The organism is Streptomyces sp. ADI95-16, assembly GCF_003721495.1.
In the GTDB taxonomy this organism is placed as follows: Bacteria; Actinomycetota; Actinomycetes; order Streptomycetales; family Streptomycetaceae; genus Streptomyces; species Streptomyces goshikiensis.
Map to the genome: position 1 here is coordinate 6,337,807 of NZ_CP033581.1, position 25,961 is coordinate 6,363,767.

Here is a 25,961-nt window from a genome sequence, read left to right on the forward strand (position 1 = left end):
CCCGGCAGCATGCGAGGGCATCGCATAATCGGGCGGGCGGACCTCGCGCAGCCACCTCTTCGAAGCCGTCCGCGACGGCGGCTCCGTCTACAAGCACCGGTACGGCAAGGAATTCCGGGACGGTGTCTCGGATGATCCGGATCTCGGCGCCACCTTCCACGACCTGAGGGCCCACGGCCAAAAGCGCATATTCGGCGAGGCGGCGGAACATCACGGCTGGACCGCGGTGTGCGGCACACCCTCGACGGGACCGGCGCCGACGGCGATCCGATCACCGCCGTGCCGGCCAAGGAGCCCGGGAGCAGCGCCACCTGCTGGAACTCCCCGACCCGGCGGCCCGGGCGCGGGCGCCTTCCCAGCCGGAGCCGGGTTTCACGAGCGGCGATCCGCAGCTGACGGCGTACGTCGGCGGGCATGAACGAACGTACGGCCAGTGGAGGCAACTCGCTATTGCCGCGGGCATGAGGATCGAATCGGTGTCCAACGCCCTCGATTGCGCCGCACATGTGCTCACCCTCGTGAAACCAGCCGCCTGATCCGGTCGGCCTTTTCGGTTCTCCCGTGAATTCTAAGGAAAGCCCGACGCCTTGGCCGAATGTGATCGGGTACTTCGCCGGGAGTTTGACGTGGCAAGGCTCGGGTGGCACGGTCCGGGCGTCTTCAAGATCGGTACTCGAAACATTGGGGAGTCACTCTGTGACAGCACCTCTCGGCCGCACCCCCATGGCTATCGGGGAACTCACCGACGAGCAGTACGGACAGGTCATCGGACCCGGTGATGCCGAGTACGAAGCAGCGCGCACCGTGTACGCGGGCGACATCGACCGCAGGCCGCCGTCACCCTGCGCCCCGGCAACGCCGAGCAGGTGGCGCGCGTCGTGGCACTGGCCCGGGAGACCGGACTCCGGCTGGCCGTCCGCAGCGGTGGACACAGCCCGGCCGGGCACGGCGTCTGCGAAGGCGGCATCGTCCTCGACCTGGCCGGCATGAAGGCGCTGGAGATCGACGTCGAAGCCCGTACGGCGTGGGCCGAAACCGGCATCACCGCCGGCGAGTACACCGGGGCCGCCGCGCGGCACGGTGCCCGAGTACGTACCTGAGGCCCTGGTCTCCTCTCACGGCCGCATCTGAGATCCCGTACCCAAGGAGGTCGCCTGCGCCCGGGCACGGTCCAGCCCCGCCCGTCCCGGAACCGGGTCTGCGCGAAGAGCAGGAAGATCTTCGGGAGCTCTCCGGTACGAAACCAGGGGATCATGTCGCCAGGAAAGCCTCCGCGGGCGCAGGCGGCAGTCCACATCAGGTCGCGGATCCGCTCACCGTGACCGTCCAGCACCCGGTCCACGACGAACGCGTGCCCACGGGCGAGAAACATGGCGACGAGGTCTTCCTCTCCCACCTCGAACTCGTCGAAGAGGGGTCGAGCCTCGCGGATTCGGGCTTCGGCGTCCGTCCGGGGCACTCCGAGAGCCAGACACACAGCCAGCGCGGAGGCGCCCCAGTTGCTGGTGTGTGCGGCCAGTTCGGCGAAGACCTCCTCCTCGTCCCGTCCGGTGGCCAGCATTTCGCGGGCCTCCAGGACCAGCGCGTCCTCGCCTTCCCAATGGCTCATGGCCGGAGGCTACAGCGATGCTCGAAATGCGGTAGGCCGGTGTGGGGGAGTTGGGTGAACGTCCGCGACGACGGCGCTGGGTTCAGCGGCAGAGCTCCATGATGGTGTCGTCGAAGTCGGGGAACTCCTGGGCCGCCAGCTCGATCACGGCTGCCGCCGACCGGCGCTGGTGCGGTGCGAATCCTTCGGCGATGGCTGTCAGCTCCGGATTGGGGTGCGCCTTCCAGTCGGGCTCGTACGAGGTGGCGGCTTCCCAGGGGCCGAAGCCGTCGGCCAGTAGCCACAGGAAGTCGCCCAGGTCGCGGGCGACGACACCGGTCTCTCCCTCGGAGCCGAGGAAGACGACGGGCTGCTCGGCCAGTGGCCGGCTCGGGCGGATGAGCCAGATCGCCGCGTACCCGCCGGTGCCGTCCTGTCCGAACACGCGGAAGTCGCTGCCGTCCAGATCGCTGTTCCCGGTCCATGCCTGGAACCAGTCGGTGGTCTCGGCGGTGGACAGGAAGGCCGGGAAGGGCTCGAAGTCGACCCCGGTCTTGCCGTCGGCGTAGTCGAATTGAACGGCCATCGCAGTGGCCAGCGCGGCGGGGAACTGTCGGTCATCGGTGGGCGTCACGGGGCCAGGCTAGCCAGGGGGTCAGACAGTGGTGGTCTGCAGCCAAGATCCGGGTCGTTGGACAACTGCTGGCTTGCAGACGTCCGGCGAGATAGGACAGATCTGGTCGCGACGAACGGGTGGCACAGCAGACGCTGTGCCACCCCTCGGCCGTTCAGGCCGGGTTCAGCAGTCGTAGCGGTGGGTGTACGGGGTGTCCGGGCAGGTGCTGCAGACGAAGAAGTACATTCCGCCGAGGTCGCCCAGGCCCATGTGGTGTCCGAATGTGTCGAGGACGGCGGGATCCGCCTCGGCGAGCCAGGAGGGGGTCGTGGTCTGGTCCTGGCTGGGGTTCCGCTCGTCCAGGGGGAGCCAACGGCCGATGCCCGCCTCGGTCGCTGTGATGCTGAGCAGGTGCTCCATGCGCGTGCCGCAGCCCGTGCAGTCAGGCCAGTTCGGCGGCTGGGTCCAGCTCGGATAGCCGCCGACCTTGCTCTGTTGGGTGGTGGCCACCTCGAAGTAGTCGAAGCCGCGTTCCTCCTGCAGGGCCTCGAAGCGTTCGCCGAGCTGCTCGCTGAGTTCGTCGGGCAGGTCCCAGTTCGGGTATTCCACGGCTGGTGTGGGGGAGACAGTGCAGGGGCGGGGCAGGTAGTCCTCCTCCGCGGTGTGCGGGTGGGGCGGTTTGCCGGCAGAGGCGTCGGCGGCTGTCAGCGCCGTGTTGCGCCAGTGGAGGCGAGGGTTGGCAGCGTATTGGTCGTCCTCGTGCACGAGCGGGCACCACAGGACCTGCAACAGGTCGGTGCCGGTGGGGAAGACGAGGCTGGGCACGTCCCGTGCGTACAGCTGGACCACCGGGACCATGGCGACCGGCTCGGGTCCGACGGGCGCGGCGAGTGGCTTGTAGTGGTCCGGTTCGGTGCACATCGGCCAGGGTTCGCCGGCCGGCCACAGCAGGGGCCCGCCGATGGAGCTGTCGCCGAGGCCCGGTTGTCCGGCCCGGGGGTAGAGGAGGGTGACCTCGCGGGCCGTACCGGCCAGCTCCGGAAAGACCGACTCGACCTCGAAGGGGATCGGCGCCAGCAGCCGTGGCCCGGTCGTTCGAGCCTCCTCGGTGTCCTGCTGTATGTCCTCTGACGGCATGGAGTCTCCTGCTGCTGGTGGTCGTACGCCGCCGACCCTAGCCTCCGCCTCCGACAGCGGTACCGCCCGTGGCTCGCGCACTGTGTCTGGTCAGTGGGTGACGGGTTGCGTGCACGCCCTTGAGAGGGCGACGCGATTCGTACGGCGGACATGTCGCTCCTGGCGTCACAGCCGGTCGTTGCCTGATTGCCGACTAGTTACCCTCCGCAGGCGCGCGCTGCCGAGGGCGGTCGGTGGCGCCAGAGGGTCGGCGCCAGGGTGTGGGGGAGTGCCCTGCCGCATTGCCGGGCCCACTCTCCCCAGATTCTCCCCAGGGGCCCGGCGGGCTAATTTTTGACGTTCGCGAGACCTAAGTTGATCAACCGTGGCGATGTACCGGCTAGAGCCAGTCGCGCTTCTTGAAGATGACGTAGAGGCTGACGCAGACCACTGCCATCAGGAGGATTGCGAAGGGGTAGCCGCCTGCCCACTTCAACTCCGGCATGTCTTCGAAGTTCATGCCGTAGATGGTTCCCACCAGGGTGGGGGCGAAGAGGATGGCGGCCCAGGCGGAGATCTTCTTGATCTCTTCGTTCTGTTCGAAGCCGGCTTCGGCCAGGGCGCGCATTTCGGCGTTTTGTTGTTGGGAGACCAGGGTGGCGTTGACCGTCAGGATTTCCGTCAGGGCCTGGCGGAAGCCGTCGACGCGTTCGCTGGTGTGGGTGACGTGGTCGGCGACGTCGCGGAGGTAGCGCTGGAGTTCCTCCTCCGTGCCGTACTTGGCGAACCCCGCCATCAGGTTGTGGAGCATGCCGACCAGGGGGCGGGTGGCGCGCTGGAACTCGACCATTTCGCGGGAGAGTTCGTAGATGCGGCGCGATACCTCCGGGTCGCCGCGGAAGACCTCCGTCTCGATCTCGTCCATGTCGTTCTGGACGCCTTCGACCACCGGGACGTAGCCGTCGACCACCGCGTCGAGGATCGCGTACAGGGCGGCTTCCGGGCCGAGGGAGAGGAGTTCCGGGGCCGCCTCCATGCGGCGGCGGACGGCGGAGAGGTCGGGGGCGGCGCCGTGGCGGACGGTGATGAGGAAATCCGGGCCGACGAAGATGTGGAGCTCCCCGAAATCGACCTCCTCCGGGGCGTCGAGGTAGCGGGCGGCGCGCAGGACGACGAAGAGGGTGTCTCCGTAGCGTTCCAGCTTGGGGCGCTGGTGGGCCTCCAGGGCGTCTTCGACCGAGAGCGGGTGGAGGTTGAACTCGTCGGCGAGGGAGTGGAGTTCCGTCTCGGTCGGGCGGTGCAGGCCGATCCAGGCCATGCCGTCGGGCTCTTCGCGCAGCCGGCGGAAGGTCTCGGCGAGGGTGGCGGGGGAGGCGACCCGGTGGCCGTCGCGGTAGACGGCGGAGTCGATCACGCTGCGGTGGTCCGGGGGAGTGGGCGCCGGGGCCGCCGCCGGCCGCGCGGCCGGGGGCGGGGGAGTGGCGGGCGTGCCGGACGGGGAGGCGGGGCGGCGCCAGCCGGGGCGCTTCCCGGACGGGGAGGGGCGGCGGTCTGGGCGCTCCGGCATCGCAGGTCAGCTCCCGGTCGGTGGGTTGGTGGGGTGGTCGGTGGGGCGGTCGGTTGGGTGTTTTGCGGGCCAGGGGAAGGATATATCGGGAGAAAGGGGTGGGTGGGGGAGGGTGAGGAGGGGGGTGTGGTGGGCGTTAGGTTGCGGGCATGGTTTCCAGGACGACGCACCCCGTCATCGGCACCCGTTCGCTGAACCGCGCCACGCTAGCCCGGCAGCTCCTGCTGGGCCGCGCCGGGATGTCCGCCCGGGACGCCGTCGGGCACCTCCTCGGGCTGCAGGCGCAGAACGTGAAGCCGCCCTACTACCAGCTGCACGCCCGCCTCGCCGGGTTCCGGCCCGCCGAGCTGGCCGGGCTGATGGAGTCCCGCGAGGTGGTCCGGATGGTCACCATGCGCTCCACCATCCACACGCACACCGCGCACGACGCGCTCACCCTGCGGCCGCTCGTCCAGCCCGCCCGCGACCGCGAGGTCGGCCACTTCCGCAAGGGGCTCGTCGGGGTCGACCTGGAGCGCCTGACGGCGCGCGCCCGGGCCTTCGTCGAGGCCGGGCCGCCGCGCACCATGGGGGAGATCCGCGAGGAGCTGCTCACGCAGTGGCCCGGCGCCGATCCGCAGTCCCTGGCCGTCGCCGCGCGCTGCCGGCTGCCGCTCGTACAGGTGACCCCGCGCGGGGTGTGGGGGCGCAGCGGGCAGGTACGGCTGACGACGCTGGAGAACTGGCTCGGGAGCGAGCGGGCCGCTGCCGCCGGGGAGGCGTCCGTCGACGACGTCGTGCTGCGCTACCTCGGCGCCTTCGGGCCGGCCTCCGTCAAGGACATGCAGACCTGGGCCGGCCTGACCCGGCTGCGCGGGGCCTTCGAGCGGCTGCGGCCCGGGCTCATGGTGTTCCGCGACGAGAACGGCGCCGAGCTCTTCGACCTGCCCGACGCGCCCAGGCCGGACCCCGATACCCCCGCCCCGCCGCGCTTCCTCCCCGAGTTCGACAACCTGCTGCTCTCGCACGCCGACCGCACCCGCGTGATCACCCCCGAGGCCAAGGGCCGCAGCTGGGCCGGGAACCAGGCCTACCGCACACTCCTCCTCGACGGATTCCTCGCCGGGCTGTGGAAGGCCGACGCGGGGGTGCTCACCGTAGAACTGTTCGCCCCGGAGTCGAAGGCGGCCAAGGAGGCCAAGGAGGAGATCGTCGCCGAGGGGGAGCTGCTCCTCGCCGCCATGGAAGAGGACCCGCAGACCCCCGCCGGGCGGTGGCCCGTGCGCTTCGGGTCAATCCACGGCTGACGTCGCTCTGGTGATCCGCGCACCCCACCCGGCACGATGCCTTCCATGACCGAGAACAGCGCCACCGAACAGTTCCTGGCCGCACGGGACTTCCTGCTGGAACGCCGCGGAGACCACGAGGCCGCCCGCGCCGGATTCACCTGGCCCCGCCCCGAGCGCTTCAACTGGGCACTCGACTGGTTCGACCGCATCGCCGAGGGGAACGCGGCCGACGCGCTGCGCATCGTCGAGGAGGACGGCACCAGCCGGGGCGTCTCCTTCGGAGAGATGAGCGTACGGTCGGCGGCCGCCGCCAACTGGCTGCGCGCCCAGGGCGTCGAGGCCGGTGACCGGATCCTGGTCATGCTCGGCAACCAGCGCGAACTGTGGGAGGTCATGCTCGGCGCGATGAAGCTGCGCGCCGTCGTCATCCCCGCCACCCCGCTGCTCGGCCCGGCCGACCTGCGCGACCGCGTCGAGCGCGGGCACGTCCGGCACGTCATCGCCCGCGCCGAGGACACCGGGAAGTTCGACGAGGTGCCCGGCGGCTACACCCGGATCGCCGCCGGCCCCCGGCCGCCCACCGGCTGGCGGCGGCTGGAGGACATGTACGGCGCCGACGGGACGTTCCGCCCGGACGGCGAGACCCTCGCCACCGACCCCCTGATGCTGTACTTCACGTCGGGCACCACCGACCGGCCCAAGCTGGTCGAGCACACCCACGCCTCGTACCCGATCGGGCACCTGTCCACCATGTACTGGCTCGGGCTGCGCCCCGGCGACGTCCACCTCAACATCGCCTCGCCCGGCTGGGCCAAGCACGCCTGGTCCAACCTCTTCGCCCCGTGGAACGCGGGCGCCACCGTCTTCGTCCACAACTACACCCGCTTCGACGCCCAGCGCCTGATGGCCGAGATGGACCGGGGCGGCGTCACCACCTTCTGCGCGCCGCCCACCGTGTGGCGGATGCTGATCCAGTCCGACCTCACCGCGCTGCGCACCCCGCCGCGCGAGGCCGTCGCCGCCGGGGAGCCGCTCAACCCGGAGGTCATCGAGAAGGTCCGGCAGGCCTGGGGGATCACCATCCGCGACGGCTTCGGCCAGACCGAGACCACCCTGCAGATCGGCAACTTCCCCGGAGTCCCCGTCAAGCCCGGCTCGATGGGCCGTCCCGCGCCCGGGTACGAGATCGTCCTGCTCGACCCGGTCACCGGCAAGGAGTCCCCGGACGAGGGCGAGCTCTGCGTGGACCTGCGCACCCGGCCCGCCGGGGTGATGACGGGCTACCGCGACGACCCCGCGCGCACGGCCGAGGCCATGGCGGACGGGCTGTACCGCACCGGGGACATCGCCTCGCGCGACGCCGACGGCTACTTCACCTACATCGGGCGCTCCGACGACGTCTTCAAGGCCTCCGACTACAAGATCTCCCCGTTCGAGCTGGAGAGCGCCCTGCTGGAGCACGAGGCCGTCGCCGAGGCGGCCGTCGTCCCCGCGCCGGACGCGCTGCGGCTCGCCGTACCGAAGGCGTACGTCACCCTCGCCGCCGGCTGGGAGCCCGGACGGGAGACCGCGCGAGCGCTGTTCGAGCACTCCCGCGCGGTCCTCTCCCCGTACAAGAGGATCCGGCGCATCGAGTTCGGCGAGCTGCCGAAGACGGTGTCCGGCAAGATCCGCCGGGTGGAGCTGCGGGAACTCACCGCGGCCGGCTCCGCGGCGGAGTACGACGAGGCCGACCTGGGCTGAGCCGCGGGGCCGGGCTCCGGGGCCGGGCTCCGGGGCCGGGACCGCTGCGGATCCCGGGCCCCGCGCCCGTACCGTGTTACGCCTGCAGCTGCGCCTCGATCGCGGCGATGAGCTCGGGGGACTCGGGCTCGGTGCGCGGGCGGAACCGGCCGACGACCTCGCCGGTGGGCGAGATCAGGAACTTCTCGAAGTTCCACTGGATGTCCCCGGCCTCGCCGTCGGCGTCCGCGGTCTTCACCAGCTCCTGGTAGAGCGGGTGCCGGTGCTCGCCGTTGACCTCGGTCTTCTCCAGCATCGGGAAGGTGACGCCGAAACCGGTCGCGCAGAACGTCTGGATGTCGTCCGCGGTGCCCGGCTCCTGGCCGCCGAACTGGTTGCAGGGCACGCCGAGGACGGTGAAGCCCTTCTCCTCGTACGCGGACTGCAGCCGGGCGAGCCCCGAGTACTGCGGGGTGAGCCCGCACTGCGAGGCGGTGTTGACCACCAGGACCGCCTTGCCCTTGTACGGGGCGAGGCTGGTGGGCTCGTCGGACAGCGTGGTCAGCGGAATGTCGTACAGGCTCAAGAGGCTCTCCTCGGCAGGGACGGACTGATCGCGGGCCGCACCGAAACGCCGAACAGGCGGCCGACGACGGATCCCGCGACGGATGACACCTCCGAGCCTAGGCCCCCGTCCCGAGCAGCTCGTCCGCCGGGTCGTTGACCGGCTGCGGCATGCCGGTCAGGTCCATGACGAACAGCGGTATCCCCAGGTCATCGGCGCGGATCCGGGCCTCGTCGGTGTATCCGGCGAGCGCGAAGTACACGCTGGTCGCGCAGGACGTCAGTCCGTTCAGCCAGACGCACTCCACCGCCCGCAGCCCGGCCGGCGCGGTGGTCGGATCGACCTGCGCCACCAGTCCGGGCGCCCGCAGGTCCACCGCAGCCGAGGGGACCGGCCGCCCGTCGGGCTGGCGTACGTCCTGGAAGCCGAGCCAGCGCAGGTACAGCGCGGCCGTGGTCACCGCGTCGCGGGCGGTACGGATGGTCAGCGGCCGGAACGCCGGTCGCCTGGCCGGCGGGGACGCGTGATCCGGGCCTGCCCCGGCCCCGCCGACGACCGCCCCCCGCCCCTGACTCCGCCCCTGACCGGGGCCGGGCCCGGAGGCGTCGGGGGTGGGGTGCGCCGGGGTCGGGCGGGGCCGGTGTGGCGGGTGGCCGGGGGATCCGGCGCCGGGTTCCGGGGTCAGGGGGTGCACCGGAATCCGTACCACCGTCCCGCACGAGGCGCATCCCGCCTCGGGGTGCGGCCACTCGCCCTCCCGCCCGCAGGCCCCGCACCGCACCGCCACCCACGTCTCCGACCAGGTGCGGCGGGTCAGCGGCAGCGGCTCCGCCGCCAGGTCCAGCGGTGGCACGACCGGGCTCCCGCAGGCGCACGGGAAGACCGGAACGGTGTAGCCGTTCTCGCGCAGGCACGCCGGGCAGCGCACCGGTACCGCTTCCGCCATGAGCCCTGGACCCCCTCCGTCGCTGTGCGTGGGTCCATGCTCCACCACCGGCGACCGCCCCGGGCGCGGACGGCCCCGATTCTCCCCCGGGTGCCTGGTCATTCGTACAAGTCACCGAACGAGACGCGGCTTTTGGTGGGTTCCGGGGTCTCGAACCGCCTTGACGTGCGTGAAGCCGCCCTTTAGCTTGTTCCGTATAGCAGAACAATACTTCCGCATTACGGAAAAGCCTGACCGTCGGACCCGCAGGAGAACTCGATGCCCCGTATGACAGCCGCCGCCGCTGCAGTGGAGATCCTCAAGATCGAGGGCGTTTCGCAAGCCTTCGGCGTGCCCGGCGCGGCGATCAACCCGTTCTACCGAGAGCTCAAGAACGTCGGCGGCATCAGTCACACGCTGGCCCGCCACGTCGAGGGCGCCTCCCACATGGCCGAGGGCTACACGCGTGCCAAGGCGGGCAACATCGGCGTCTGCATCGGCACCTCCGGCCCCGCCGGCACCGACATGATCACCGGCCTGTACTCGGCGATCGCGGACTCGATCCCGATCCTGTGCATCACCGGTCAGGCCCCGGTCTCGAAGCTCCACAAGGAGGACTTCCAGGCCGTCGACATCGCCTCGATCGCGGGGCCGGTCACCAAGAAGGCCACGACCGTCCTGGAGGCCGCCCAGGTTCCCGGCGTGTTCCAGGAGGCCTTCCACCTGATGCGTTCCGGCCGCCCGGGCCCGGTCCTCATCGACCTCCCGATCGACGTCCAGCTGACCGAGATCGAGTTCGACCCGGAGACCTACGCTCCGCTGCCGGTCTACAAGCCGCAGGCCACCCGCGCCCAGGCCGCCAAGGCCCTGGGGTTCCTGCTGGAGTCCCAGCGCCCGCTGATCGTCGCCGGCGGCGGCATCATCAACGCCGACGCCTGCGACCTGCTGGTCGAGTTCGCCGAGCTGGTGGGCGTCCCCGTCATCTCCACCCTCATGGGCTGGGGCACCATCCCGGACGACCACGAGCTCGCCGCCGGCATGGTCGGTGTGCAGACCGCCCACCGCTACGGCAACGCGACGTTCCTGGAGTCGGACTTCGTCTTCGGCATCGGCAACCGCTGGGCCAACCGTCACACCGGTTACAACCTCGACGCCTACACCAAGGGCCGTACGTTCGTCCACGTCGACATCGAGCCCACGCAGCTCGGCAAGATCTTCGCCCCCGACTTCGGCATCGCCTCCGACGCCAAGGCCGCGCTGGAGCTCTTCATCGAGATCGCCAAGGAGCTGAAGGCCGAAGGCAAGCTGCCCGACTTCAGCGCCTGGACCGCCTCCGCCCAGGAGCGCAAGGGCAGCCTGCAGCGCCGTACGCACTTCGACGACATCCCCCTGAAGCCGCAGCGCGTCTACGAGGAGATGAACAAGGCGTTCGGCCCGGAGACCCGCTACGTCACCACCATCGGCCTCTCCCAGATCGCGGCCGCGCAGTTCCTGCACGTCTACCGGCCGCGCAACTGGATCAACTGCGGCCAGGCCGGCCCGCTCGGCTGGACCATCCCGGCCGCGATCGGCGCCGCCACCGCGGAGCCGGAGACCCCGATCGTCGCGCTGTCCGGCGACTACGACTTCCAGTTCATGATCGAGGAGCTGGCGGTCGCCGCCCAGCACAAGGTCCCCTACGTCCACGTCCTCGTGAACAACGCCTACCTCGGCCTGATCCGTCAGGCGCAGGGCGGCCTCGGCATCAACTTCGAGGTCAACCTGGAGTTCGAGAACATCAACACCCCCGAGCTGGGCGTCTACGGTGTCGACCACGTCAAGGTCGCCGAGGGCCTGGGCGTCAAGGCCATCCGCGTCACCGACCCGGACAAGCTGGGCGAGGCCTTCGAGGAGGCCAAGAAGCTGGCCCAGGAGTTCCAGGTCCCGGTCGTGGTCGAGGCGATCCTGGAGCGCATCACCAACATCGCCATGAGCAAGACGGTCGACATGAGCGACGTCACCGAGTTCGAGGAGCTGGCGACCGAGCCGGGTCACGCGCCGACCGCGATCCGCCCGCTGACCGTCTGACCGGTCTGACCGTCTGACCGGTCGTAGTGCGGCGGTACGCGACGGCCCCCGGCCCTCCCCGAGAGGGCCGGGGGCCGTCGTGCGTGGTGAGTCGATCAGGACACCGGGGTTGAGGATGCCGTGGGGGTCGAGCGCGCCCTTCGCCGCGCGCAGGGCCAGGGCGAAGGGGTCCGGGCGCTGGCGGTCGTAGCCGGGGCGGTGGTCGCGGCCGACGGCGTGGTGGTGGGTGATCGTGGCGCGGTGGCGGTGCAGCACCTCGCCCGCGACCTCCTTGAGGTGGTCCCACACCGCGACCTCGTCGCCCGGGCGGCCCGCCGCGAGGACGGTGAAGTACGGGGCGGCGCCGTCCGGGTAGACGTGCGTGAGGCGGCAGTTGACGGTCGCCGGGTGGCCCGTGGCCTTGAGCGCGGCCGCGCCGACCTCGGTGCGTACGGCGTCTATCAGCGCCGGGACGCGGTCCCAGGTGGCGGCCGTCTCGAAGGTCTCGGCGATGGCGCCCATCCGGGCCAGGCCGTCGCGCAGGTACGGCATGCGCAGGAACGCCGAACGCCAGGCGTCCACCGCGCCCGGGCCGCCGCCCGGCCCGCCGTCGTTACCCGGCCCGCCGTCGTTACCCGGCCCGCCACCGTTGCCCGGCCCGCCGTCGCGGGATCCGCCCTCACGCCCGCCGTGGGCGCGGGCCAGGTCGACGGCCTGGGCCAGGCGCGCCTCCACCGGGGAGTCGGACGACTCGAAGCCGAGGACCAGTACCGCCGAGCCGTCCCGGGAGGCACCGGCGAGCGCGGCCTCCCCGGCGTCCAGGAGGCGGCAGTTCGCGGGGGCGAGGTCGGATCCGGCGATCGCGCGCACCGCCTCCAGCGCGGCCCCGAAGGAGGTGAAGGAGACCGCGGCGGAGGCCTTGTGGCGGGGCCGTTCCCGTACGCGCATCCACGCCTCGGTGATGACCCCGAGGGCGCCCTCGGAGCCGAGGAAGAGGCGGTCGGGGGAGGGGCCCGCGCCGGAGGCGGGCAGCCGCCAGGAGGTGCCGGTGCCGGCCGGGGTGACCACCCGCAGGGACTGGACGAAGTCGTCGATGTGGGTGCGGCCCGTGGCGTAGTGGCCGCCGGCGCGGGTCGCCAGCCAGCCGCCCAGGGTGGAGAACTCGAAGCTCTGCGGGAAGTGCCGCAGCGTCAGGCCGTGCGGCCGCAGCTGGTTCTCCAGGGCCGGGCCGAGGGCTCCTGCCTGGATCCGGGCGGCCCGGCCCGCCGCGTCGACCTCCAGGACCCGGTCCATCGCCGTCAGGTCCAGGGACAGCACGGCCCGGTGCGCGTCGCCGCGGTACTCCACGCCGCCCGAGACGGACGAGCCGCCGCCGAACGGCACCACCGCGACCCCGTGTTCGCCGGCCCACTCCAGCAGGTCGGCGACCTCCCGGTCGTCGGCGGGGTGGGCGACCAGGTCCGGGATCCGGCCGGGCCGGCCGCGCAGGGCGCGGACCACGTCGCGGTAGGCCTTGCCCATCGCGTGCGCGGCGCGGACCGCCGGGTCGTCGGTGACCGTACGGGCCAGGCTGCGCGGGGCCTCCACGGCGGGGCGGCCGATGCGCAGGTCGGCCGTCCGGGGCACCGGCAGCGGCCGGGCGAGGGTGCCGGGCAGCAGCGCGCCCAGGGCCACGCACTCGGCGTCGTCGGGGTGGGCGTCGGACCAGCCCCAGCCCCACCAGGAGCGGGTGCGGGCGGGGCGGGGCGTCGTCGTTCGAGTGGCGCCGGTCATGGGGCACTCCATCGTCGAGAGAACTTACCTAGAGGTAAATTACCTACTGATAATATCGGCGCATGGCAACCCCACCCTCCAGAGCGGGCACCAAGGGCGTCCCGCGGGCCCGCCGCGAGGAGCAGATCCTCGCCGCCGCCACCGAGGAGTTCGGCAGCCGCGGGTACGCCGCCGCGTCGCTGCCCGCCGTCGCCGCGCGCGTCGGCGTGACCAAGACGCTGCTGCACCAGTACTTCGGAGCCAAGCAGGACCTCTACCTCGCCTGCCTCACCCCCGTCGGCGACCGGCTCGTGGCCGTCATCCGCGCGGCCGTCGCCGAGGGCGCCGCAGTTGGCCCGTCCGAAGCCGGCCCGTCTGCCGCCGGCCCCTCCGCCGCCGGCCCGTCTGCCGCCGGTCCGTCCGCCGCCACCGGTACGCCGCTGCTGGTGCTGCGCGCGATCTTCACCGCCCTCGAAGGCCGGCGCGAGGCCTGGTTCCTGGTGTACGAGACCTCCCTGCCGCCCGACAGTGAGGCGGCCCGGCGGGCCGCCGGGTACCGGGCGGCCGTGAACCGGCTGGCCGCCGACGGCACCGCAGGCCTGCTGGCCGCCGCCGGACACGCCGACCCGCTCGACGCCGACGCGCTCAACCACGTCTGGCAGGGCCTGGTCGCGACCCTCGTCCGCTGGTGGATCAAGCACCCCGACCAGTCCCCGGACGCCATGGCCCGGCGCTGCGCCCGCCTCTTCGCGGTCGCCGCCGCACTCGCCCCCGCCGCCGCCCAGGGGGACGCGCCGGGCGTCGTGACCCGGTGAACCTCCCCGGCCACAGCACTAGGCGGCGTCCGGCCCGAGTTCGGCGTCGATCGCGCCCGCCAGCAGCGCGCGGGCCCGGTCCAGGGTCAGCGAACCGCTCAGCCAGCGCTCGCTGAGGCCCTCCACCAGGGCGGTGAGCCGGTCCGCGGCGTCCAGCGGCGAGACGCGCGGGTCGGCCCGGCCGGCCGCCTGGGCGTCCGCGATGGCCTCGGCGGTGTCCCGGGTCCAGTTGCGGGTGGACTCGGCCAGCGGCTCCCGCAGATCGGGGTCGAAGATGGCGGTGGCCCGCAACTCGCCCCAGGCGATGCTGTTCTCGCGGACCCGCTCGGTGTCCTGGAGCTCGCCCGTCAGCAGCTGGAGCAGGGTGGCCCGGGCGTGGTCGGTGTCCGCGAGCGCCGCGTCGGTGTAGTCGGTGGCGCGGTCGCTGATGAAGGCCAGGGTGCGCCGGATCAGGCCCGCCCGGTCCTTGAAGTGGTAGTAGATCAGCGCGGTGGAGACGCCCGCCTCGGCCGCCAGTTCCTCGACCCGCAGGCCTCTGACACCGGTGCGGGCGATGACGCGGACGGCTGCTTCCAGGATCAACGCTTGGCGATCGGCCACTCTCGCTCGCACCTTTCCGTCGGACACCCCTTGACTGAGCTTTCAGTCAGGTCCCACGATAGCTGCACCCCGGCATCCTGACTGGAAATTCAGTCAGTCTCCCTGCGCGGGGTGCCGACCTGCACCGATCGCATCAAGGAGCCGCCCCATGAACCCGCGCATGCCCGCCGAGTGGGCCGAACACGACGCCTGCCTGATGGCCTGGCCCACCCGCCCCGCCCTCTGGGGCCCCGCCTTCGAAGCGGCCAAACAGGAGTACGCGGCGGTGGCCCGCGCCATCGCCGGCTTCGAGCCCGTCCTCATGATCGCCGCGCCCGGACTGGCCGAGGAAGCCCGCGCCGCCTGCGGCACCGGCACCGGCATCGAGGTCATCGAGCTGCCCATCGACGACTCCTGGCTGCGCGACTCCGGCCCGATCTTCGCCCACGACGAGCACGGCGCCCGCGTCGGCATCGACTTCCGCTTCAACGCCTGGGGCGAGAAGCACTACCCCTGGACCGCCGACGACAAGCTCGCCTCGCTCCTCCTGGACCGGCTCGGCACCCCGCGCGTGCACTCCTCGATGATCCTCGAAGGCGGCGCCATCACCGTCGACGGCGAGGGCACCCTCATCACCACCGAACAGTGCCTCCTGCACCCCAACCGCAACCCGCGCATGAGCCGCGCCGAGATCGAGGACGAACTCGGGCGCCGCCTCGGCGTCGAGAAGGTCATCTGGCTCCCGTACGGCGGCCTGGAGGACACCGAGACCGACGGCCACGTCGACGGGGTCGCCGCCTACATCGGCCCCGCGAAGGTCGCCGTCTCCCTCCCCGAGGACCCCGCGCACCTCGACCACGCCCGGATGCGCGCCAACCTCGCCGTCCTGGAGGCCTCCACCGACGCCCGCGGCCGCGCCCTGGAGGTCGTCCCCGTCCCCCAGACCACGTACGGCGAGATCGCGGGCACCCGAGTCGAGGTCGGATACCTCAACTTCTACCTGGCCAACGGCGGTTGTGTGGTCCCCGTCGGCGGCACCCCGCAGGACGACGCGGCCCTCGCCGTGCTCGCCGCCGCCCTGCCCGGCCGCACGGTGGTCGGCGTACCGACCCCGGTCCTCGCGTACGGCGGTGGCGGCGTCCACTGCATCACCCAGCAACTCCCCAAAGAGACCCGGGCGTGAGCGCGTACCAGCTCTGCACCTCCTGCGGCTCCCCGCCCGGCTCCCCGGCCCGCGCTCAGCCCGCCGAGCGCGACCCGCTGCGCCGGCGCGGAGGCGCGGAAGCGCGCCGCGTCAGCCCGGGAACCTCGGCACCACCAGGCCGGACTCGTACGCGATCACCACCGCGTGGGTCCGGTTCTGGGCGCCGAGCTTGGTGAGCACGTTCCCGACGTGGGTCTTCACCGTCTCCAGGGTCACCGAGAGGGACCCCGCGATCTCCGGGTTCGACAGGCCCGTGGCCATCAGCCGCAGCACCTCCTCCTCACGCCCCGTCAGCGCCGCCCTCGGCAGCGCGGCGGTGGAGGCCAGCGGGCGGGCGGTGACCATCCGGCGCAGCGTCGTGGGGAAGAGGATCGCCTCCCCGGCCGCCACCACCCGCACCGCCTCCGCGATCTGCGGGACGGGGCGCCGCTTGAGCACGAAGCCGCTGGCCCCGGCGCTGAGCGCGGCGGTGACGTAGTCGTCGTTCTCGAAGGTGGTGATCACCACGACCTTCGGCGGCCGGTCCGACTCCGCGAGCAACTGCCGGGTGGCCTCGATCCCGTTGCGGCGCGGCATCCGTACGTCCATCAGGATCACGTCCGGCCGCAGCAGCCGGGCCTGCTCCACCGCCTCGACGCCGTCGGCGGCCTCCCCGACGACCGCGATCCCCGGCTGCGCCGCGAGCAGCAGGCGCAGACCGCTGCGGGTGACCTCGTCGTCGTCCGCGATCAGCAGGGTGACGGGGGCGGATTCGGGGTCGGGGGAGGCGGTGCGGTGCTCGACGCCCGCGCCGGAGCCGCTCATGCCGACAGCCGTACCGGCAGGCGGGCCGTCAGCCGCCACTGCCGCGGCCCGTCCGGGCCGGCCTCGATCTCGCCGTGCAGCAGCCGTACGCGCTCGGCCAGCCCGGGCAGGCCGTGCCCGGACGTGGGGAAGGCGCCCGGCCCCGTGGGCGCGCCCGCGCCGGCGTCCGTCCCCGTCCTCGTCCGGTTGGCCACGCCGAGCTCCAGTCCGTCCGGGCCGACCGCCACCCGGACCTCGATCGGGCCGCCCGCCCCGTGTCGCAACGCGTTCGTCAACCCCTCCTGGAGGATCCGGTACGCCGCCCGGGAGGGCGTCCCCCGCACCTGCGCCCAGTCGCCCGACAGCTCCGGCTCCACCACCGCGCCCGCGTGCCGCAACCGGTCGAGCAGCTCGGGCAGGTCGGCCAGGGTCCGGGCCGGCGCCGTCCCGGCCTTCTCCTCGCGCAGCGCGCCCAGTACGTAGTCCAGGTCCTCCAGCGCGGCCCGGGACGACTCCTCTATGCTGCGCAGCGCGGCCCGCGCCGCGCCCGGGTCGGCGGACAGCACCTCGCCCGCCACCGCCGCCTGGATCGTGGTCGCCGTCAGCGTGTGGCCGATGGAGTCGTGCAACTCGTGCGCCAGCCGGTTGCGTTCGGCCAGCTTCCGCTCCCGCTCGGCCGCCAGCGCGAGCCGCTCGGCCGACGACGGCCCCAGCAGCCTGGGCGCCAGCCACCGCAGGGCGCCCGCCACCAGGGCGCACCCGATCGCCGCCAGCAGCAGGCAGCCGAGCGCCACCACCCAGCTCTGCCAGCCATCCGCCGCGCGCACCGACCGGCCGGACAGGCTCAGCTCCGCCTCGCCGCCGAGCCAACCCCCGGGCAGGACCAGGGCGATGAGGAACAGCACCCCGCTGACCAGCGCCCCCGCCCACCCCAGCGCCACGTGCAGCAGCAGCCAGAGCGGGGTCCGCCACCGGTCGGCGCCGGCTGCCGACGCGGGATCCGGCAACGGCAGCCCCAGCAGTCGGCGGGCACCGGCGATCAGCGCCCGCCGCGTACCGCGCGCCAGCCCGGTCACGCCGATCAGAGCGGCCCAGAGGAGCAGGACCACGGCGATCCGCACGCCCTCGGGAGCGGACTGCCACGCCAGCGCCGGCAGCATCGCGAAGGGCAGCAGCGGAAGGCTCAGCAGCGCGCCGCCATAGGCGAACAGCGCGCCCGCATACGTGGAGCCGCGTAGCAGCGGCCGGATTCCGGTGATCATCATTCGCCAGTATGGCCGGGCGGCCCGGCGAGGGGCCTCCCCCGATCGGGGGAGGTTCTTTTCCCGCTTTCCCGCGATGCGCACCCGAGCGCTCCGGAGCCAAGATCGCACTGTTCCTTCCAGGCGGTCCCGACGATTCCAACGGAGTTGACTCATGCGTGCACAGACCCGGCAATGGCCTCGGTCCCTCGGCCGGCAGCGGTGCGGCCGGCGCGGAGCCGCAGCCACGGCGGCCGCGGTGGCGGTCGCCGCCCTCACCATGGGCGCCCTGGCGCCGCCCGCGGCGCTCGCCGCGCCCCAGCCGGACGCCGTCCAGCAGGGTCTGGACGCGCTGGTGCGCGCCGACGGCCTGCCCGCCGCCCTGGCGAGCGTCAAGGACCGTGAGGGCCGTACCCGTACCTACACCGCGGGGGTCGGCGATGTGGCCACCGGCGCGAAGGTGCCGCAGGACGGCCAGGTGCGGATCGGCAGCACCACCAAGACGTTCACCGCAGTGGTCGTGCTGCAACTGGTCGGCGAGGGAAAGGTCGACCTCGACGCCACGGTCGACACGTATCTGCCCGGCCTCGTGCGCGGGGAGGGGATCGACGGGCGCCGCATCAAGGTCCGTCAGCTCCTCCAGCACACCAGCGGACTTCCCGACTACGAAGCCCGCCTCGACGACGACACCCTCCGGCGGCGGTACTTCGAACCCCGCGACCTCCTGGACCTGGCCTTCGAGCACAAGGCGGACTTCGACCCGGGCGAGAAGTGGGCGTACAGCAACACGAACTACATAGTGGCGGGCCTGATCGTCCAGAAGGTCACGGGCCGGCCCCTCGCCGAGGAGATGGGCGAGCGCGTCATCAAGCGCGCCGGACTGCGCCACACCTACTTCCCGGCCGCCGGGGACCGGACCGTCCGCGAGCCCCACCCGAAGAGCTACAGCCGGGAATCGGAGGGCGCGCCGCTGCGCGACTTCACGGAAATGGACCCCTCCGCGGCCTGGGCGGCAGGTCAGCTGATCTCCACCAACTCCGATGTCAACCGCTTCTTCACCGCGCTCCTGGGCGGCCGGCTGCTTCCGGCGGCCCAGCTCGCCCAGATGCGCGCCACCGTTCCCATCGGGGACACCGGCGCCGGTTACGGGCTGGGGATCATGAGCAGACCGCTGTCGTGCGGCGGCGTGTACTGGGGCCACGGCGGTGACCTCGCGGGTTACGAGACCCGCGGCGGCGTCACCGACGACGGCCGCGCCGCCAATATCGCGGTGACGAGCATCCCGGCCGACGTGGCGGCGACGCGGCGTCTGGAGGGTGTCGTGGAGGCGGCCCTGTGCCGCTGAACCGCCCCTCCCGCATCGGACGTGGCAAAGCGCCGAGTCGCGGGACCGTCCGTGACTCGGCGCTTTGGGTGGTGACCGCCCGACGGAGCGAGGCTGGCGCGACAGGACGTTCGCACCGCCGGGCGGAGTGGTGGGCGCCGGGGAAACCCGGCGAGGCTGGGACCGCGACGGGCGGTGACGAGAACCTCGGCGCCGTCTCCCTCAGGTCAAGAGACGGGCCTTGGAACCCATTACCACCGCACTGGCTCACACGCCCGTCACGGTCCTCGTCCTGCCCTCACCGCGTACCACCCCTCATCCGGGTCCGCGGTTCGGGCTCGGCACCCGGGGCTTGACCTCCCGTCAGGCCCCCGGTGCAGCTTGTGCGGCTCAGGCGTCGCGCAGGGCGCGGACGGCCTCCTCGACGCGCTTGCCGTAGTCGGCGTCGGCGGCGTGGAAGTGAGCCAGGTTCTTCTCGATGACGTCTTCCAGGGTGACCTGGGACAGACCGCCGGCGATGTTCGCCACCAGACGCTGCTTCTCGGCCTCCGACATCAGGCGGTAGAGCTCACCGGCCTGGAAGAAGTCGTCGTCCTTGGTGTGGGCCGGGGCCTCGTGGGTGCCCGTGTAGCCGGAGACGGCCTTCGGGGCGCCGAGCGCGAGACCGGTCTCGGCCGGACCCTGGTACGAGTTGGGCTCGTAGTTCTTGTCGTGGCGCGAGCCGTTGCGCAGCGCCATGACGCCGTCGCGCCCGTAGTTCTCGGCCTTCGTCGCCTTCGGGGCGTTGACCGGCAGCAGGGTGTGGTTCACACCGAGGCGGTAGCGCTGGGCGTCGGCGTACGCGAAGAGGCGGCCCTGGAGCATCTTGTCCGGCGAGGCGGTGATGCCCGGGACGAAGTTGTTCGGGGAGAACGCCGACTGCTCGACCTCGGCGAACACGTTGTCCGGGTTGCGGTCGAGGACCAGCCGGCCCACGCGCTGGAGCGGGTAGTCGCCGTGCGGCCACACCTTGGTGAGGTCGAACGGGTTGAAGCGGTAGTCCGCGGCCTCGGCGGCCGGCATGACCTGGACGTAGAGGGTCCAGCTCGGGTTCACACCGCGCTCGATCGCCTGGAGCAGGTCGGTCTGGTGCGAGTTGCCGTCCTTGCCGACGATCTCGGCGGCCTGGTCCGACGACAGGGAGCGGACGCCCTGGTTCGTCTTGAAGTGGTACTTGACGAAGAAGGCCTCGCCCTGCTCGTTCGTCCACTGGTACGTGTGGGAGCCGTAACCGTTCATGTGACGGTAGGAGGCGGGGATGCCCCGGTCACCCATCAGCCAGGTGATCTGGTGCGTCGCCTCGGGGGCGTGCGCCCAGAAGTCCCAGACGTTGTCCGGCTCCTGCTTGCCCGTGAAGGGGTCGCGCTTCTGGGAGTGGATGAAGTCGGGGAACTTGATGGGGTCCTTGATGAAGAACACCGGGGTGTTGTTGCCGACGAGGTCGTAATTGCCCTCTTCGGTGTAGAACTTCAGCGCGAAGCCGCGCGGGTCGCGGACCGCGTCCGCGCCGCCGAGGGAGTCGGCGACGGTGGAGAACCGCAGGAAGGTCTCGGTCTTCTTGCCGACCGTGTTGAGGAACGCGGCGCTGGTGTACGCCGTGACGTCGTCGGTCACCTCGAAGTAGCCGTACGCGGCCGAGCCGCGGGCGTGCACCACGCGCTCCGGGATGCGCTCACGGTTGAAGCGGGCGAGCTTCTCAAGGAGCTGCTGGTCCTGGACCAGGAGCGGGCCACCGACGCCGGCGGTGGCGGAGTTCTGGTTGTCGGCGACCGGGGCGCCGGACTCGGTCGTCAGCGTGCGCTTCGACATGGTGACCTTCCGTACGGGAACCTGCTGACGAAAAGCGTCTTCCGTCATGCGGAACAGCCTAATTTCAGGCCGAACGTAGCGTCAACAGTTTGTTGAACAAAGATGGGGAGAGGTGATCCGGACGGCGCCGGCGCTTGGGCGCGACAGGACAGGTGTCAGCACCGGCACCATCCGGAGACTCAGGCCCCCGTCAGGGGGAGGCGGCCCGGCGTGAGCGGGCCGCGGGGTGGAGCCGGGGCTCAGACCTGGGCGCCGGAGAGACGCTCGACGGCGCGGAGCAGGGCCGAGTGGTCCAGGCCGCCGTCACCCTGGGCGCGCAGCGAGGCGACCAGCTGGGCGACGACCGCGCCGACCGGGAGGGCCGCACCGACGTTGCGGGCGGCGTCGGTGACGATGCCCATGTCCTTGTGGTGCAGGTCGATCCGGAACCCGGGCTTGAAGTCGCGGTTCAGGAAGTTGTCCTTCTTGCGGGCCAGGACCGTGGAGCCGGCCAGTCCGCCGCCCAGGACGTCCAGGGCGGCGGCGAGGTTCACGCCCGACTTCTCAAGGAAGACGACGGCCTCGGCGCACGCCTGGATGTTCACCGCCACGATGAGCTGGTTGGCGGCCTTGACCGTCTGGCCGGAGCCGTGCGGACCGCACAGGACGATGGTCTTGCCGAGGGCCTCAAGGATCGGCAGGGCGTCGTCGAAGTCGGCCTGCTCCCCACCCACCATGATCGACAGGACGGCCTCGATGGCGCCGGCCTCGCCGCCGGACACCGGGGCGTCGATGACGCGGATGCCCTTCTCGGCGGCGTTCGACGCGAGGTCGATCGAGGTCTGCGGGGTGATCGACGACATGTCGATGATCAGCGCGCCGGACCTCGCGTTCTCCAGGATGCCGTTCTCGCCGTAGGAGATGGCCTCGACCTGCGGGGAGGCGGGCACCATCGTGATGATGACGTCGGCGTCCTTGACGGCCTCGGCGATCGAGCCGGCCGCGGTGCCGCCGGCGGCGGCGAGGCGCTCCAGCTTGTCCTGCTCCAGCGTGAAGCCGGTGACCGGGTAGCCGGCCTTCAGGAGGTTCTCGGCCATGGGGGAGCCCATGATTCCGAGGCCGATCCAGGCGATCTTGGGGAGGGTGCTCATGGTGAGGGTCCTTCTCTTCATGCTTCGTACGAAAAGTGCGGTCGGTGCCTGGCGAATCGCCCGGACTTTGTCCGCCTATCGGGCGGCGCGGGCCCCGGCCGGCAGCCACGCGAAGGAGGCGGCGGCGTCGGCCGCCTTGTACTCCAGGCCCACGTAGCCCTGGTATCCGGCCTTCCTCAGCTGGTCGAGCAGCTCTTCGAGGGGCAGTTCGCCGGTGCCGGGGGCGCCGCGTCCCGGCTTGTCCGCGATCTGGACGTGTCCGGTTTTGGCGGCGTACTTTTCGATGACCTCGCAGAGGTCCTCATCGTTCATCGCCAGGTGGTAAAGGTCGAGCAGGAACTTGGCGTTCCCGAGGCCGGTGGCCTCGTTCACCTTGTCCACGACCTCGATGCCGGCCGGGGCGCTCACCAGCGGGTAGAGCGGCGACTCGGGCTGGTTGAGGGTTTCGATCAGGAGGATCGCGCCGACGCGGTCCGCGGCCCGGGCCGCCACGACCAGGTTCTCCAGGGCGAGCTCGTCCTGAACGGCCGGGTCCACCCCCTCGACGCGGTTGCCGTAGAGGGCGTTCAGCGCCTTGCACCCGACCGAGGCGGCGAAGTCCGCGGCCACGTTGACGTTGGCGTTGAAGCGGTCCGACTCCTCACCGGGAACCGATACCGCGCCGCGGTCCGGGCCCGGCAGCCGGCCGGCGTAGAAGTTCAGTCCCACCAGCTGGGTGCCGGCGTCCTCAAGAGCCTTCTTGAGGGCGTCGAGCTCCTCCTGTGCGGGGGTGGGGGTCTCGATCCAGGGCCACCACAGCTCGACCGCCGTGAAACCGGCCGCGGCGGCAGCCGCAGGACGTTCCACGAGCGGGAGTTCCGTGAAGAGGATCGAAAGGTTCACATCGAAGCGCTGGTCCGTGTATCCCATGAGGGGTGTGCGCTCCTTCCGTATTGCGGAAGTTAGTTTCTGCTTGATGGAAGACTGCATGGGGCTTGTCGTGGATGTCAAGTGCGAACTGCCGGAAAATCGAGACCGCGGGGTAGCTTGACCTGCGTGCGATTGAGAGTGGAGTTCACGACCGAGCCCTTCGATCTCGAAGAGGCCCCCGCCCATGCCGTGGCCGCTCGCGAGGTCATCCAGAGGGCGCAGCTGGACGCGGTGGACGTCGGCCCGTTCGGCAATACCGCCGAGGGTGAGGCCGACCGGGTGCTGACCGCCGTGGCCGCGCTGCTGCGCGATTCGCTGGAGTCCGGGGCCACCCGCGTGTCGCTCCAGGTCAACGTGATCGGGGAGGACACCCCGTGACCGAGCCCCGCGACCACCCGTTCGTCGCCGCGGTCAAGCCGCTGGTCGACGCGATGGGCGGCGAGCTGATGGATCCGGCCCAGGCCCTGCCCGACGACGTCGTCCTGTCGTGGGAGGGGGAGGAGCTGCTGGCCGTACGCCTGCCCCAGCTGTCCGATTCGCTGGACCGCATCCTCGCCGCGCTGGAGCGCCGGCACGGCGTACCGTTGTCTCAGCTCGACCGGAAGTCCAAGCAGGACGTCGTACGGATGCTGGAGGCGCGCGGCGCCTTCTCCGTCCGGCACGGCGTGGAGACGGTCGCGGGCGCGCTGGGCGTAAGCCGCTTCACTGTCTACAACTACCTGAACAGGGAAAATCCCAACAAGAACAACCAAGCGTGAAGCGTTTTTGACCCGCTGTGACGAGCCGCCGCCCCAATCCACCCGGGCGGCGGCTTTTGTGTACGGGAAGTTTCAACAAAGTGTTGACGCCGTGTTGCCGAGGGCGTTAGCTATGCGCAGCCCGTCAATGCAACAAGGCCACGGAGGCCCACCGTGACTTCGAGTCCGACACCGGGTCTCACCCGGTTCAACGCCTTGGACGACAGCGAGGCCACGGCCGAGCTGCACGAGGTGTGCGCCAGTTCGGCATGGGGCGGCAAACTGCTCGCCCAGCGCCCCTTCGCCACCGCGGACTCCCTCTTCGCCGCCAACGAGACCGCCATGGCGGAGCTCACGGCGGCCGATCTGGGCGAGGCGATGGCAGGTCACGCGCCGATCGGCCGGCCGAAGCCCGGAGACCCGACCTCCGCCCGCGAGCAGCGCGGCATGGCCGGCGCCTCGGAGGAGCTGAGGAGCGAACTCCTCGAACTGAACCTGGCCTACCAGGAGAAGTTCGGCCACGTCTTCCTCATCTGCGCCACCGGCGCGACCGGTGAGTTCATGCGGGACGCGGTCAGGGTGCGGATCGACAACCCGCCGGAGCGGGAGCGCGAGATCGCCCGCGGCGAGCTCGTCAAGATCAACCGTATCCGTCTGACCCGACTCGTCGAGGAAGAGAGCCCCGCATGAGCACCGAGACCACGGCGTCGGTGTCCACTCACATCCTGGACACCAGCATCGGCAAGCCCGCCGAGGGCGTATCCGTCTCCTTGGCGGCCCGCACCGGCCTCCACGGCGAGTGGGCGGCCCTGGGCGGCTCCGCCACCGATGCGGACGGCCGCTGCAAGGACCTGCCGGCGCTGCCGGAGGGCACCACACACGTGCGTCTCGATTTCGAGACCGAGACGTACTTCTCGAACAAGCAAGGCGAAGACAAGCAAGCCGAGGCGCAGCAGGACGCCCCCCGCGTAAGGGACAGCGGTGCGTTCTTCCCCGAGGTCACCATCACCTTCGCGGTGAACCCGGGCGAGCACTATCACGTACCGCTGCTGCTCAACCCGTTCGGCTACTCCGTTTACCGAGGGAGCTAGCATGGCCACGATTCTGGGCCAGAACCAGTACGGCAAAGCAGAGAACCGCGTCGTCAAGATCACGCGGGACGGCGACACCCACCACATCAAGGACCTGAACGTCTCGGTCGCCCTCTCCGGCGACATGGACGACGTCCACTACTCCGGCTCGAACGCCAACGTCCTGCCGACGGACACCACCAAGAACACGGTGTACGCGTTCGCCAAGGAGCACGGCATCGAGTCCGCCGAGCAGTTCGGCATCCACCTGGCCCGCTGGTTCGTGAACAGCCAGGAGCCGATCCAGCGCGCGCGCATCCGGATCGAGGAGTACGCCTGGGACCGGATCGCCACCTCGGACGCCAACTCCAAGTTCATCGGCTCCGACGAGGTGAACCACTCCTTCGTCCGCCAGGGCGTGGAGACCCGCGTCACCCAGATCACGTACGACGGCGCGAACTGGGAGGTCATCTCCGGCCTCAAGGACCTCGTCGTCATGAACTCCACGAACTCCGAGTTCTGGGGTTACGTGAAGGACAAGTACACGACGCTGAAGGAGGCCCACGACCGGATCCTGGCCACCCAGGTGTCGGCCCGCTGGCGCTTCAACTGGTCGGACGACGAGCAGCGGATGCCCAACTGGGAGAAGTCCTACGCCGAGACCAGGAAGCACATGCTCCAGGCCTTCGCGGAGACCTACTCCCTCTCGCTCCAGCAGACCCTGTACCAGATGGGTTCGCGCATCATCAACCACCGTTCGGAGATCGACGAGGTCCGCTTCTCGCTCCCGAACAAGCACCACTTCCTCGTCGACCTGGAGCCGTTCGGCCTCAAGAACGACAACGAGGTCTACTTCGCCGCGGACCGCCCGTACGGTCTGATCGAGGCGACGGTCCTGCGCGACGGCGTTGACGCCCGCATCCCCGTGGACATGACCAACCTCTGACGCGGCAGGCGCGTCCCGGGGCTCCGCAGTGGCCCCGGGACGGCGCCGTACCTCGCGGTTCCCCCACCGCGACACGCTCCAACCCACCGAATCGGCACCCGGACGCACCACAGGGGACGGCAGTACTGTCAGCTGCCAAGGTCCCCGGCTCCGGCACTCAAATCCCCTGGGTTCTGCCGTGCCCGCACCGCCACTGAAAGCACGAGGAAG

Annotated in this window: 24 protein-coding genes and 1 pseudogene; 13 read left to right on the forward strand and 12 right to left on the reverse strand. The window is 71.2% G+C overall.

All coding sequences use genetic code 11. The annotated features are described in order from the left end of the window. Positions 1-878 precede the first annotated feature (878 nt). Both EES41_RS42380 and EES41_RS28300 read left to right on the forward strand, forming a co-directional pair. Positions 879-1,100, forward strand: a complete 222-nt coding sequence (locus tag EES41_RS42380; protein ID WP_254211589.1) for an FAD-binding protein — start codon at positions 879-881, stop codon at positions 1,098-1,100. Positions 1,101-1,318: 218 nt separating this feature from the next. Continuing rightward, the gene (locus tag EES41_RS28300; protein WP_123080865.1) at positions 1,319-1,711 is read left to right on the forward strand and encodes a hypothetical protein; all 393 of its coding nucleotides are present in this window, start codon (positions 1,319-1,321) and stop codon (positions 1,709-1,711) included. Here the strand turns inward: EES41_RS28300 and EES41_RS28305 are convergent. The 3 genes from EES41_RS28305 to EES41_RS28315 form a co-directional block, all read right to left on the reverse strand. Continuing rightward, a complete protein-coding gene (locus EES41_RS28305) occupies positions 1,692-2,222 on the reverse strand; it encodes an SMI1/KNR4 family protein (protein ID WP_174261756.1) in 531 nt (176 codons plus the stop codon). The two genes, EES41_RS28300 and EES41_RS28305, sit on opposite strands and share 20 nt — an antisense overlap. Before the next feature lie 165 nt (positions 2,223-2,387). Beyond that, complete coding sequence (locus EES41_RS28310) at positions 2,388-3,341, reverse strand: DUF1963 domain-containing protein (protein WP_123080867.1); 954 nt, start codon at positions 3,339-3,341, stop codon at positions 2,388-2,390. Positions 3,342-3,720: 379 nt separating this feature from the next. Further along, a complete protein-coding gene (locus EES41_RS28315; protein ID WP_123080868.1) occupies positions 3,721-4,887 on the reverse strand; it encodes a magnesium and cobalt transport protein CorA in 1,167 nt (388 codons plus the stop codon). 149 nt (positions 4,888-5,036) lie between these two features. On the opposite strand from EES41_RS28315, the gene EES41_RS28320 reads away from it, so the two are divergent. Both EES41_RS28320 and EES41_RS28325 read left to right on the forward strand, forming a co-directional pair. Continuing rightward, complete coding sequence (locus tag EES41_RS28320) at positions 5,037-6,173, forward strand: winged helix DNA-binding domain-containing protein (RefSeq protein ID WP_123080869.1); 1,137 nt, start codon at positions 5,037-5,039, stop codon at positions 6,171-6,173. 45 nt (positions 6,174-6,218) lie between these two features. Then, positions 6,219-7,898 carry an AMP-binding protein gene (locus tag EES41_RS28325; RefSeq protein ID WP_123080870.1) on the forward strand — a complete coding sequence of 560 codons (1,680 nt, stop codon included), beginning with the start codon at positions 6,219-6,221 and terminating at the stop codon, positions 7,896-7,898. A gap of 76 nt (positions 7,899-7,974) precedes the next feature. Here the strand turns inward: EES41_RS28325 and EES41_RS28330 are convergent, their stop codons facing one another. Both EES41_RS28330 and EES41_RS28335 read right to left on the reverse strand, forming a co-directional pair. After that, on the reverse strand, positions 7,975-8,463 hold the full coding sequence (locus EES41_RS28330) for a glutathione peroxidase (protein WP_123080871.1): 489 nt from the start codon (positions 8,461-8,463) through the stop codon (positions 7,975-7,977). A gap of 97 nt (positions 8,464-8,560) precedes the next feature. After that, positions 8,561-9,388, reverse strand: coding sequence for a hypothetical protein (locus tag EES41_RS28335; protein ID WP_164495962.1), 828 nt, complete (start codon positions 9,386-9,388; stop codon positions 8,561-8,563). Positions 9,389-9,646: 258 nt separating this feature from the next. Here EES41_RS28335 and gcl point away from each other — a divergent pair, with 258 nt between their 5' ends. Further along, the gene (gcl, locus tag EES41_RS28340; RefSeq protein ID WP_123080872.1) at positions 9,647-11,434 is read left to right on the forward strand and encodes a glyoxylate carboligase; all 1,788 of its coding nucleotides are present in this window, start codon (positions 9,647-9,649) and stop codon (positions 11,432-11,434) included. A 90-nt stretch (positions 11,435-11,524) separates the two neighbouring features. Here the strand turns inward: gcl and EES41_RS28345 are convergent. After that, positions 11,525-13,186: pseudogene (locus EES41_RS28345) on the reverse strand (FAD-binding oxidoreductase); the annotation flags it as partial. 62 nt (positions 13,187-13,248) lie between these two features. Between EES41_RS28345 and EES41_RS28350 the strand changes: the two are divergent. Beyond that, positions 13,249-13,980, forward strand: coding sequence for a TetR/AcrR family transcriptional regulator (locus EES41_RS28350; protein ID WP_123080873.1), 732 nt, complete (start codon positions 13,249-13,251; stop codon positions 13,978-13,980). Between the two features lie 18 nt (positions 13,981-13,998). On the opposite strand, the gene EES41_RS28355 is transcribed toward EES41_RS28350, so the two are convergent. Further along, positions 13,999-14,580, reverse strand: a complete 582-nt coding sequence (locus tag EES41_RS28355; protein ID WP_123080874.1) for a TetR/AcrR family transcriptional regulator — start codon at positions 14,578-14,580, stop codon at positions 13,999-14,001. A gap of 148 nt (positions 14,581-14,728) precedes the next feature. On the opposite strand from EES41_RS28355, the gene EES41_RS28360 reads away from it, so the two are divergent. Next, a complete protein-coding gene (locus EES41_RS28360; protein WP_123080875.1) occupies positions 14,729-15,742 on the forward strand; it encodes an agmatine/peptidylarginine deiminase in 1,014 nt (337 codons plus the stop codon). Between the two features lie 111 nt (positions 15,743-15,853). Here EES41_RS28360 and EES41_RS28365 read toward each other — a convergent pair whose 3' ends face one another. Both EES41_RS28365 and EES41_RS28370 read right to left on the reverse strand, forming a co-directional pair. Beyond that, positions 15,854-16,567, reverse strand: coding sequence for a response regulator transcription factor (locus EES41_RS28365; protein WP_254211590.1), 714 nt, complete (start codon positions 16,565-16,567; stop codon positions 15,854-15,856). Further along, positions 16,564-17,808, reverse strand: coding sequence for a histidine kinase (locus tag EES41_RS28370; protein WP_123082742.1), 1,245 nt, complete (start codon positions 17,806-17,808; stop codon positions 16,564-16,566). Before EES41_RS28370 ends, EES41_RS28365 begins: the two co-directional genes overlap by 4 nt. Positions 17,809-17,962: 154 nt before the next feature. Between EES41_RS28370 and EES41_RS28375 the strand changes: the two genes are divergently transcribed. Beyond that, positions 17,963-19,132, forward strand: coding sequence for a serine hydrolase (locus EES41_RS28375; RefSeq protein ID WP_164495963.1), 1,170 nt, complete (start codon positions 17,963-17,965; stop codon positions 19,130-19,132). A 369-nt stretch (positions 19,133-19,501) separates the two neighbouring features. On the opposite strand, the gene EES41_RS28380 is transcribed toward EES41_RS28375, so the two are convergent. The 3 genes from EES41_RS28380 to EES41_RS28390 form a co-directional block, all read right to left on the reverse strand. Further along, entirely contained in the window at positions 19,502-20,959 is a 1,458-nt protein-coding gene (locus tag EES41_RS28380) for a catalase (RefSeq protein WP_008738060.1), read from the reverse strand. Between the two features lie 239 nt (positions 20,960-21,198). Next, the gene (locus EES41_RS28385; protein ID WP_123080876.1) at positions 21,199-22,089 is read right to left on the reverse strand and encodes a 2-hydroxy-3-oxopropionate reductase; all 891 of its coding nucleotides are present in this window, start codon (positions 22,087-22,089) and stop codon (positions 21,199-21,201) included. 75 nt (positions 22,090-22,164) lie between these two features. Further along, on the reverse strand, positions 22,165-22,998 hold the full coding sequence (locus EES41_RS28390) for a TIM barrel protein (RefSeq protein ID WP_123080877.1): 834 nt from the start codon (positions 22,996-22,998) through the stop codon (positions 22,165-22,167). A 126-nt stretch (positions 22,999-23,124) separates the two neighbouring features. On the opposite strand from EES41_RS28390, the gene EES41_RS28395 reads away from it, so the two are divergent. The 5 genes from EES41_RS28395 (at position 23,125) to pucL (ending at position 25,751) form a co-directional block, all read left to right on the forward strand. After that, entirely contained in the window at positions 23,125-23,376 is a 252-nt protein-coding gene (locus EES41_RS28395) for a thiamine-binding protein (RefSeq protein WP_008738054.1), read from the forward strand. Further along, complete coding sequence (locus tag EES41_RS28400; RefSeq protein WP_123080878.1) at positions 23,373-23,756, forward strand: helix-turn-helix domain-containing protein; 384 nt, start codon at positions 23,373-23,375, stop codon at positions 23,754-23,756. Before EES41_RS28395 ends, EES41_RS28400 begins: the two co-directional genes overlap by 4 nt. A 153-nt stretch (positions 23,757-23,909) precedes the next feature. Then, complete coding sequence (uraD, locus tag EES41_RS28405; RefSeq protein WP_123080879.1) at positions 23,910-24,425, forward strand: 2-oxo-4-hydroxy-4-carboxy-5-ureidoimidazoline decarboxylase; 516 nt, start codon at positions 23,910-23,912, stop codon at positions 24,423-24,425. After that, the gene (gene uraH, locus EES41_RS28410; protein WP_073775670.1) at positions 24,422-24,826 is read left to right on the forward strand and encodes a hydroxyisourate hydrolase; all 405 of its coding nucleotides are present in this window, start codon (positions 24,422-24,424) and stop codon (positions 24,824-24,826) included. The genes uraD and uraH overlap by 4 nt, the downstream gene beginning before the upstream one ends. 1 nt (position 24,827) lies before the next feature. Next, complete coding sequence (pucL, locus tag EES41_RS28415; protein WP_123080880.1) at positions 24,828-25,751, forward strand: factor-independent urate hydroxylase; 924 nt, start codon at positions 24,828-24,830, stop codon at positions 25,749-25,751. The last annotated feature ends 210 nt before the right edge of the window (positions 25,752-25,961 follow it).

Coding starts and splice junctions, on each gene's coding strand:
- EES41_RS28310 (WP_123080867.1), bottom strand. CDS start 3,341: ATGCCGTCAGAGGACATACAGCAGGACACCGAGGAGGCTCGAACGACC.
- EES41_RS28315 (WP_123080868.1), bottom strand. CDS start 4,887: ATGCCGGAGCGCCCAGACCGCCGCCCCTCCCCGTCCGGGAAGCGCCCC.
- EES41_RS28320 (WP_123080869.1), top strand. CDS start 5,037: ATGGTTTCCAGGACGACGCACCCCGTCATCGGCACCCGTTCGCTGAAC.
- EES41_RS28325 (WP_123080870.1), top strand. CDS start 6,219: ATGACCGAGAACAGCGCCACCGAACAGTTCCTGGCCGCACGGGACTTC.
- EES41_RS28335 (WP_164495962.1), bottom strand. CDS start 9,388: ATGGCGGAAGCGGTACCGGTGCGCTGCCCGGCGTGCCTGCGCGAGAAC.
- gcl (WP_123080872.1), top strand. CDS start 9,647: ATGCCCCGTATGACAGCCGCCGCCGCTGCAGTGGAGATCCTCAAGATC.
- EES41_RS28350 (WP_123080873.1), top strand. CDS start 13,249: ATGGCAACCCCACCCTCCAGAGCGGGCACCAAGGGCGTCCCGCGGGCC.
- EES41_RS28360 (WP_123080875.1), top strand. CDS start 14,729: ATGAACCCGCGCATGCCCGCCGAGTGGGCCGAACACGACGCCTGCCTG.
- EES41_RS28365 (WP_254211590.1), bottom strand. CDS start 16,567: ATGAGCGGCTCCGGCGCGGGCGTCGAGCACCGCACCGCCTCCCCCGAC.
- EES41_RS28370 (WP_123082742.1), bottom strand. CDS start 17,808: ATGATCACCGGAATCCGGCCGCTGCTACGCGGCTCCACGTATGCGGGC.
- EES41_RS28375 (WP_164495963.1), top strand. CDS start 17,963: ATGCGTGCACAGACCCGGCAATGGCCTCGGTCCCTCGGCCGGCAGCGG.
- EES41_RS28380 (WP_008738060.1), bottom strand. CDS start 20,959: ATGTCGAAGCGCACGCTGACGACCGAGTCCGGCGCCCCGGTCGCCGAC.
- EES41_RS28385 (WP_123080876.1), bottom strand. CDS start 22,089: ATGAGCACCCTCCCCAAGATCGCCTGGATCGGCCTCGGAATCATGGGC.
- EES41_RS28390 (WP_123080877.1), bottom strand. CDS start 22,998: ATGGGATACACGGACCAGCGCTTCGATGTGAACCTTTCGATCCTCTTC.
- uraH (WP_073775670.1), top strand. CDS start 24,422: ATGAGCACCGAGACCACGGCGTCGGTGTCCACTCACATCCTGGACACC.
- pucL (WP_123080880.1), top strand. CDS start 24,828: ATGGCCACGATTCTGGGCCAGAACCAGTACGGCAAAGCAGAGAACCGC.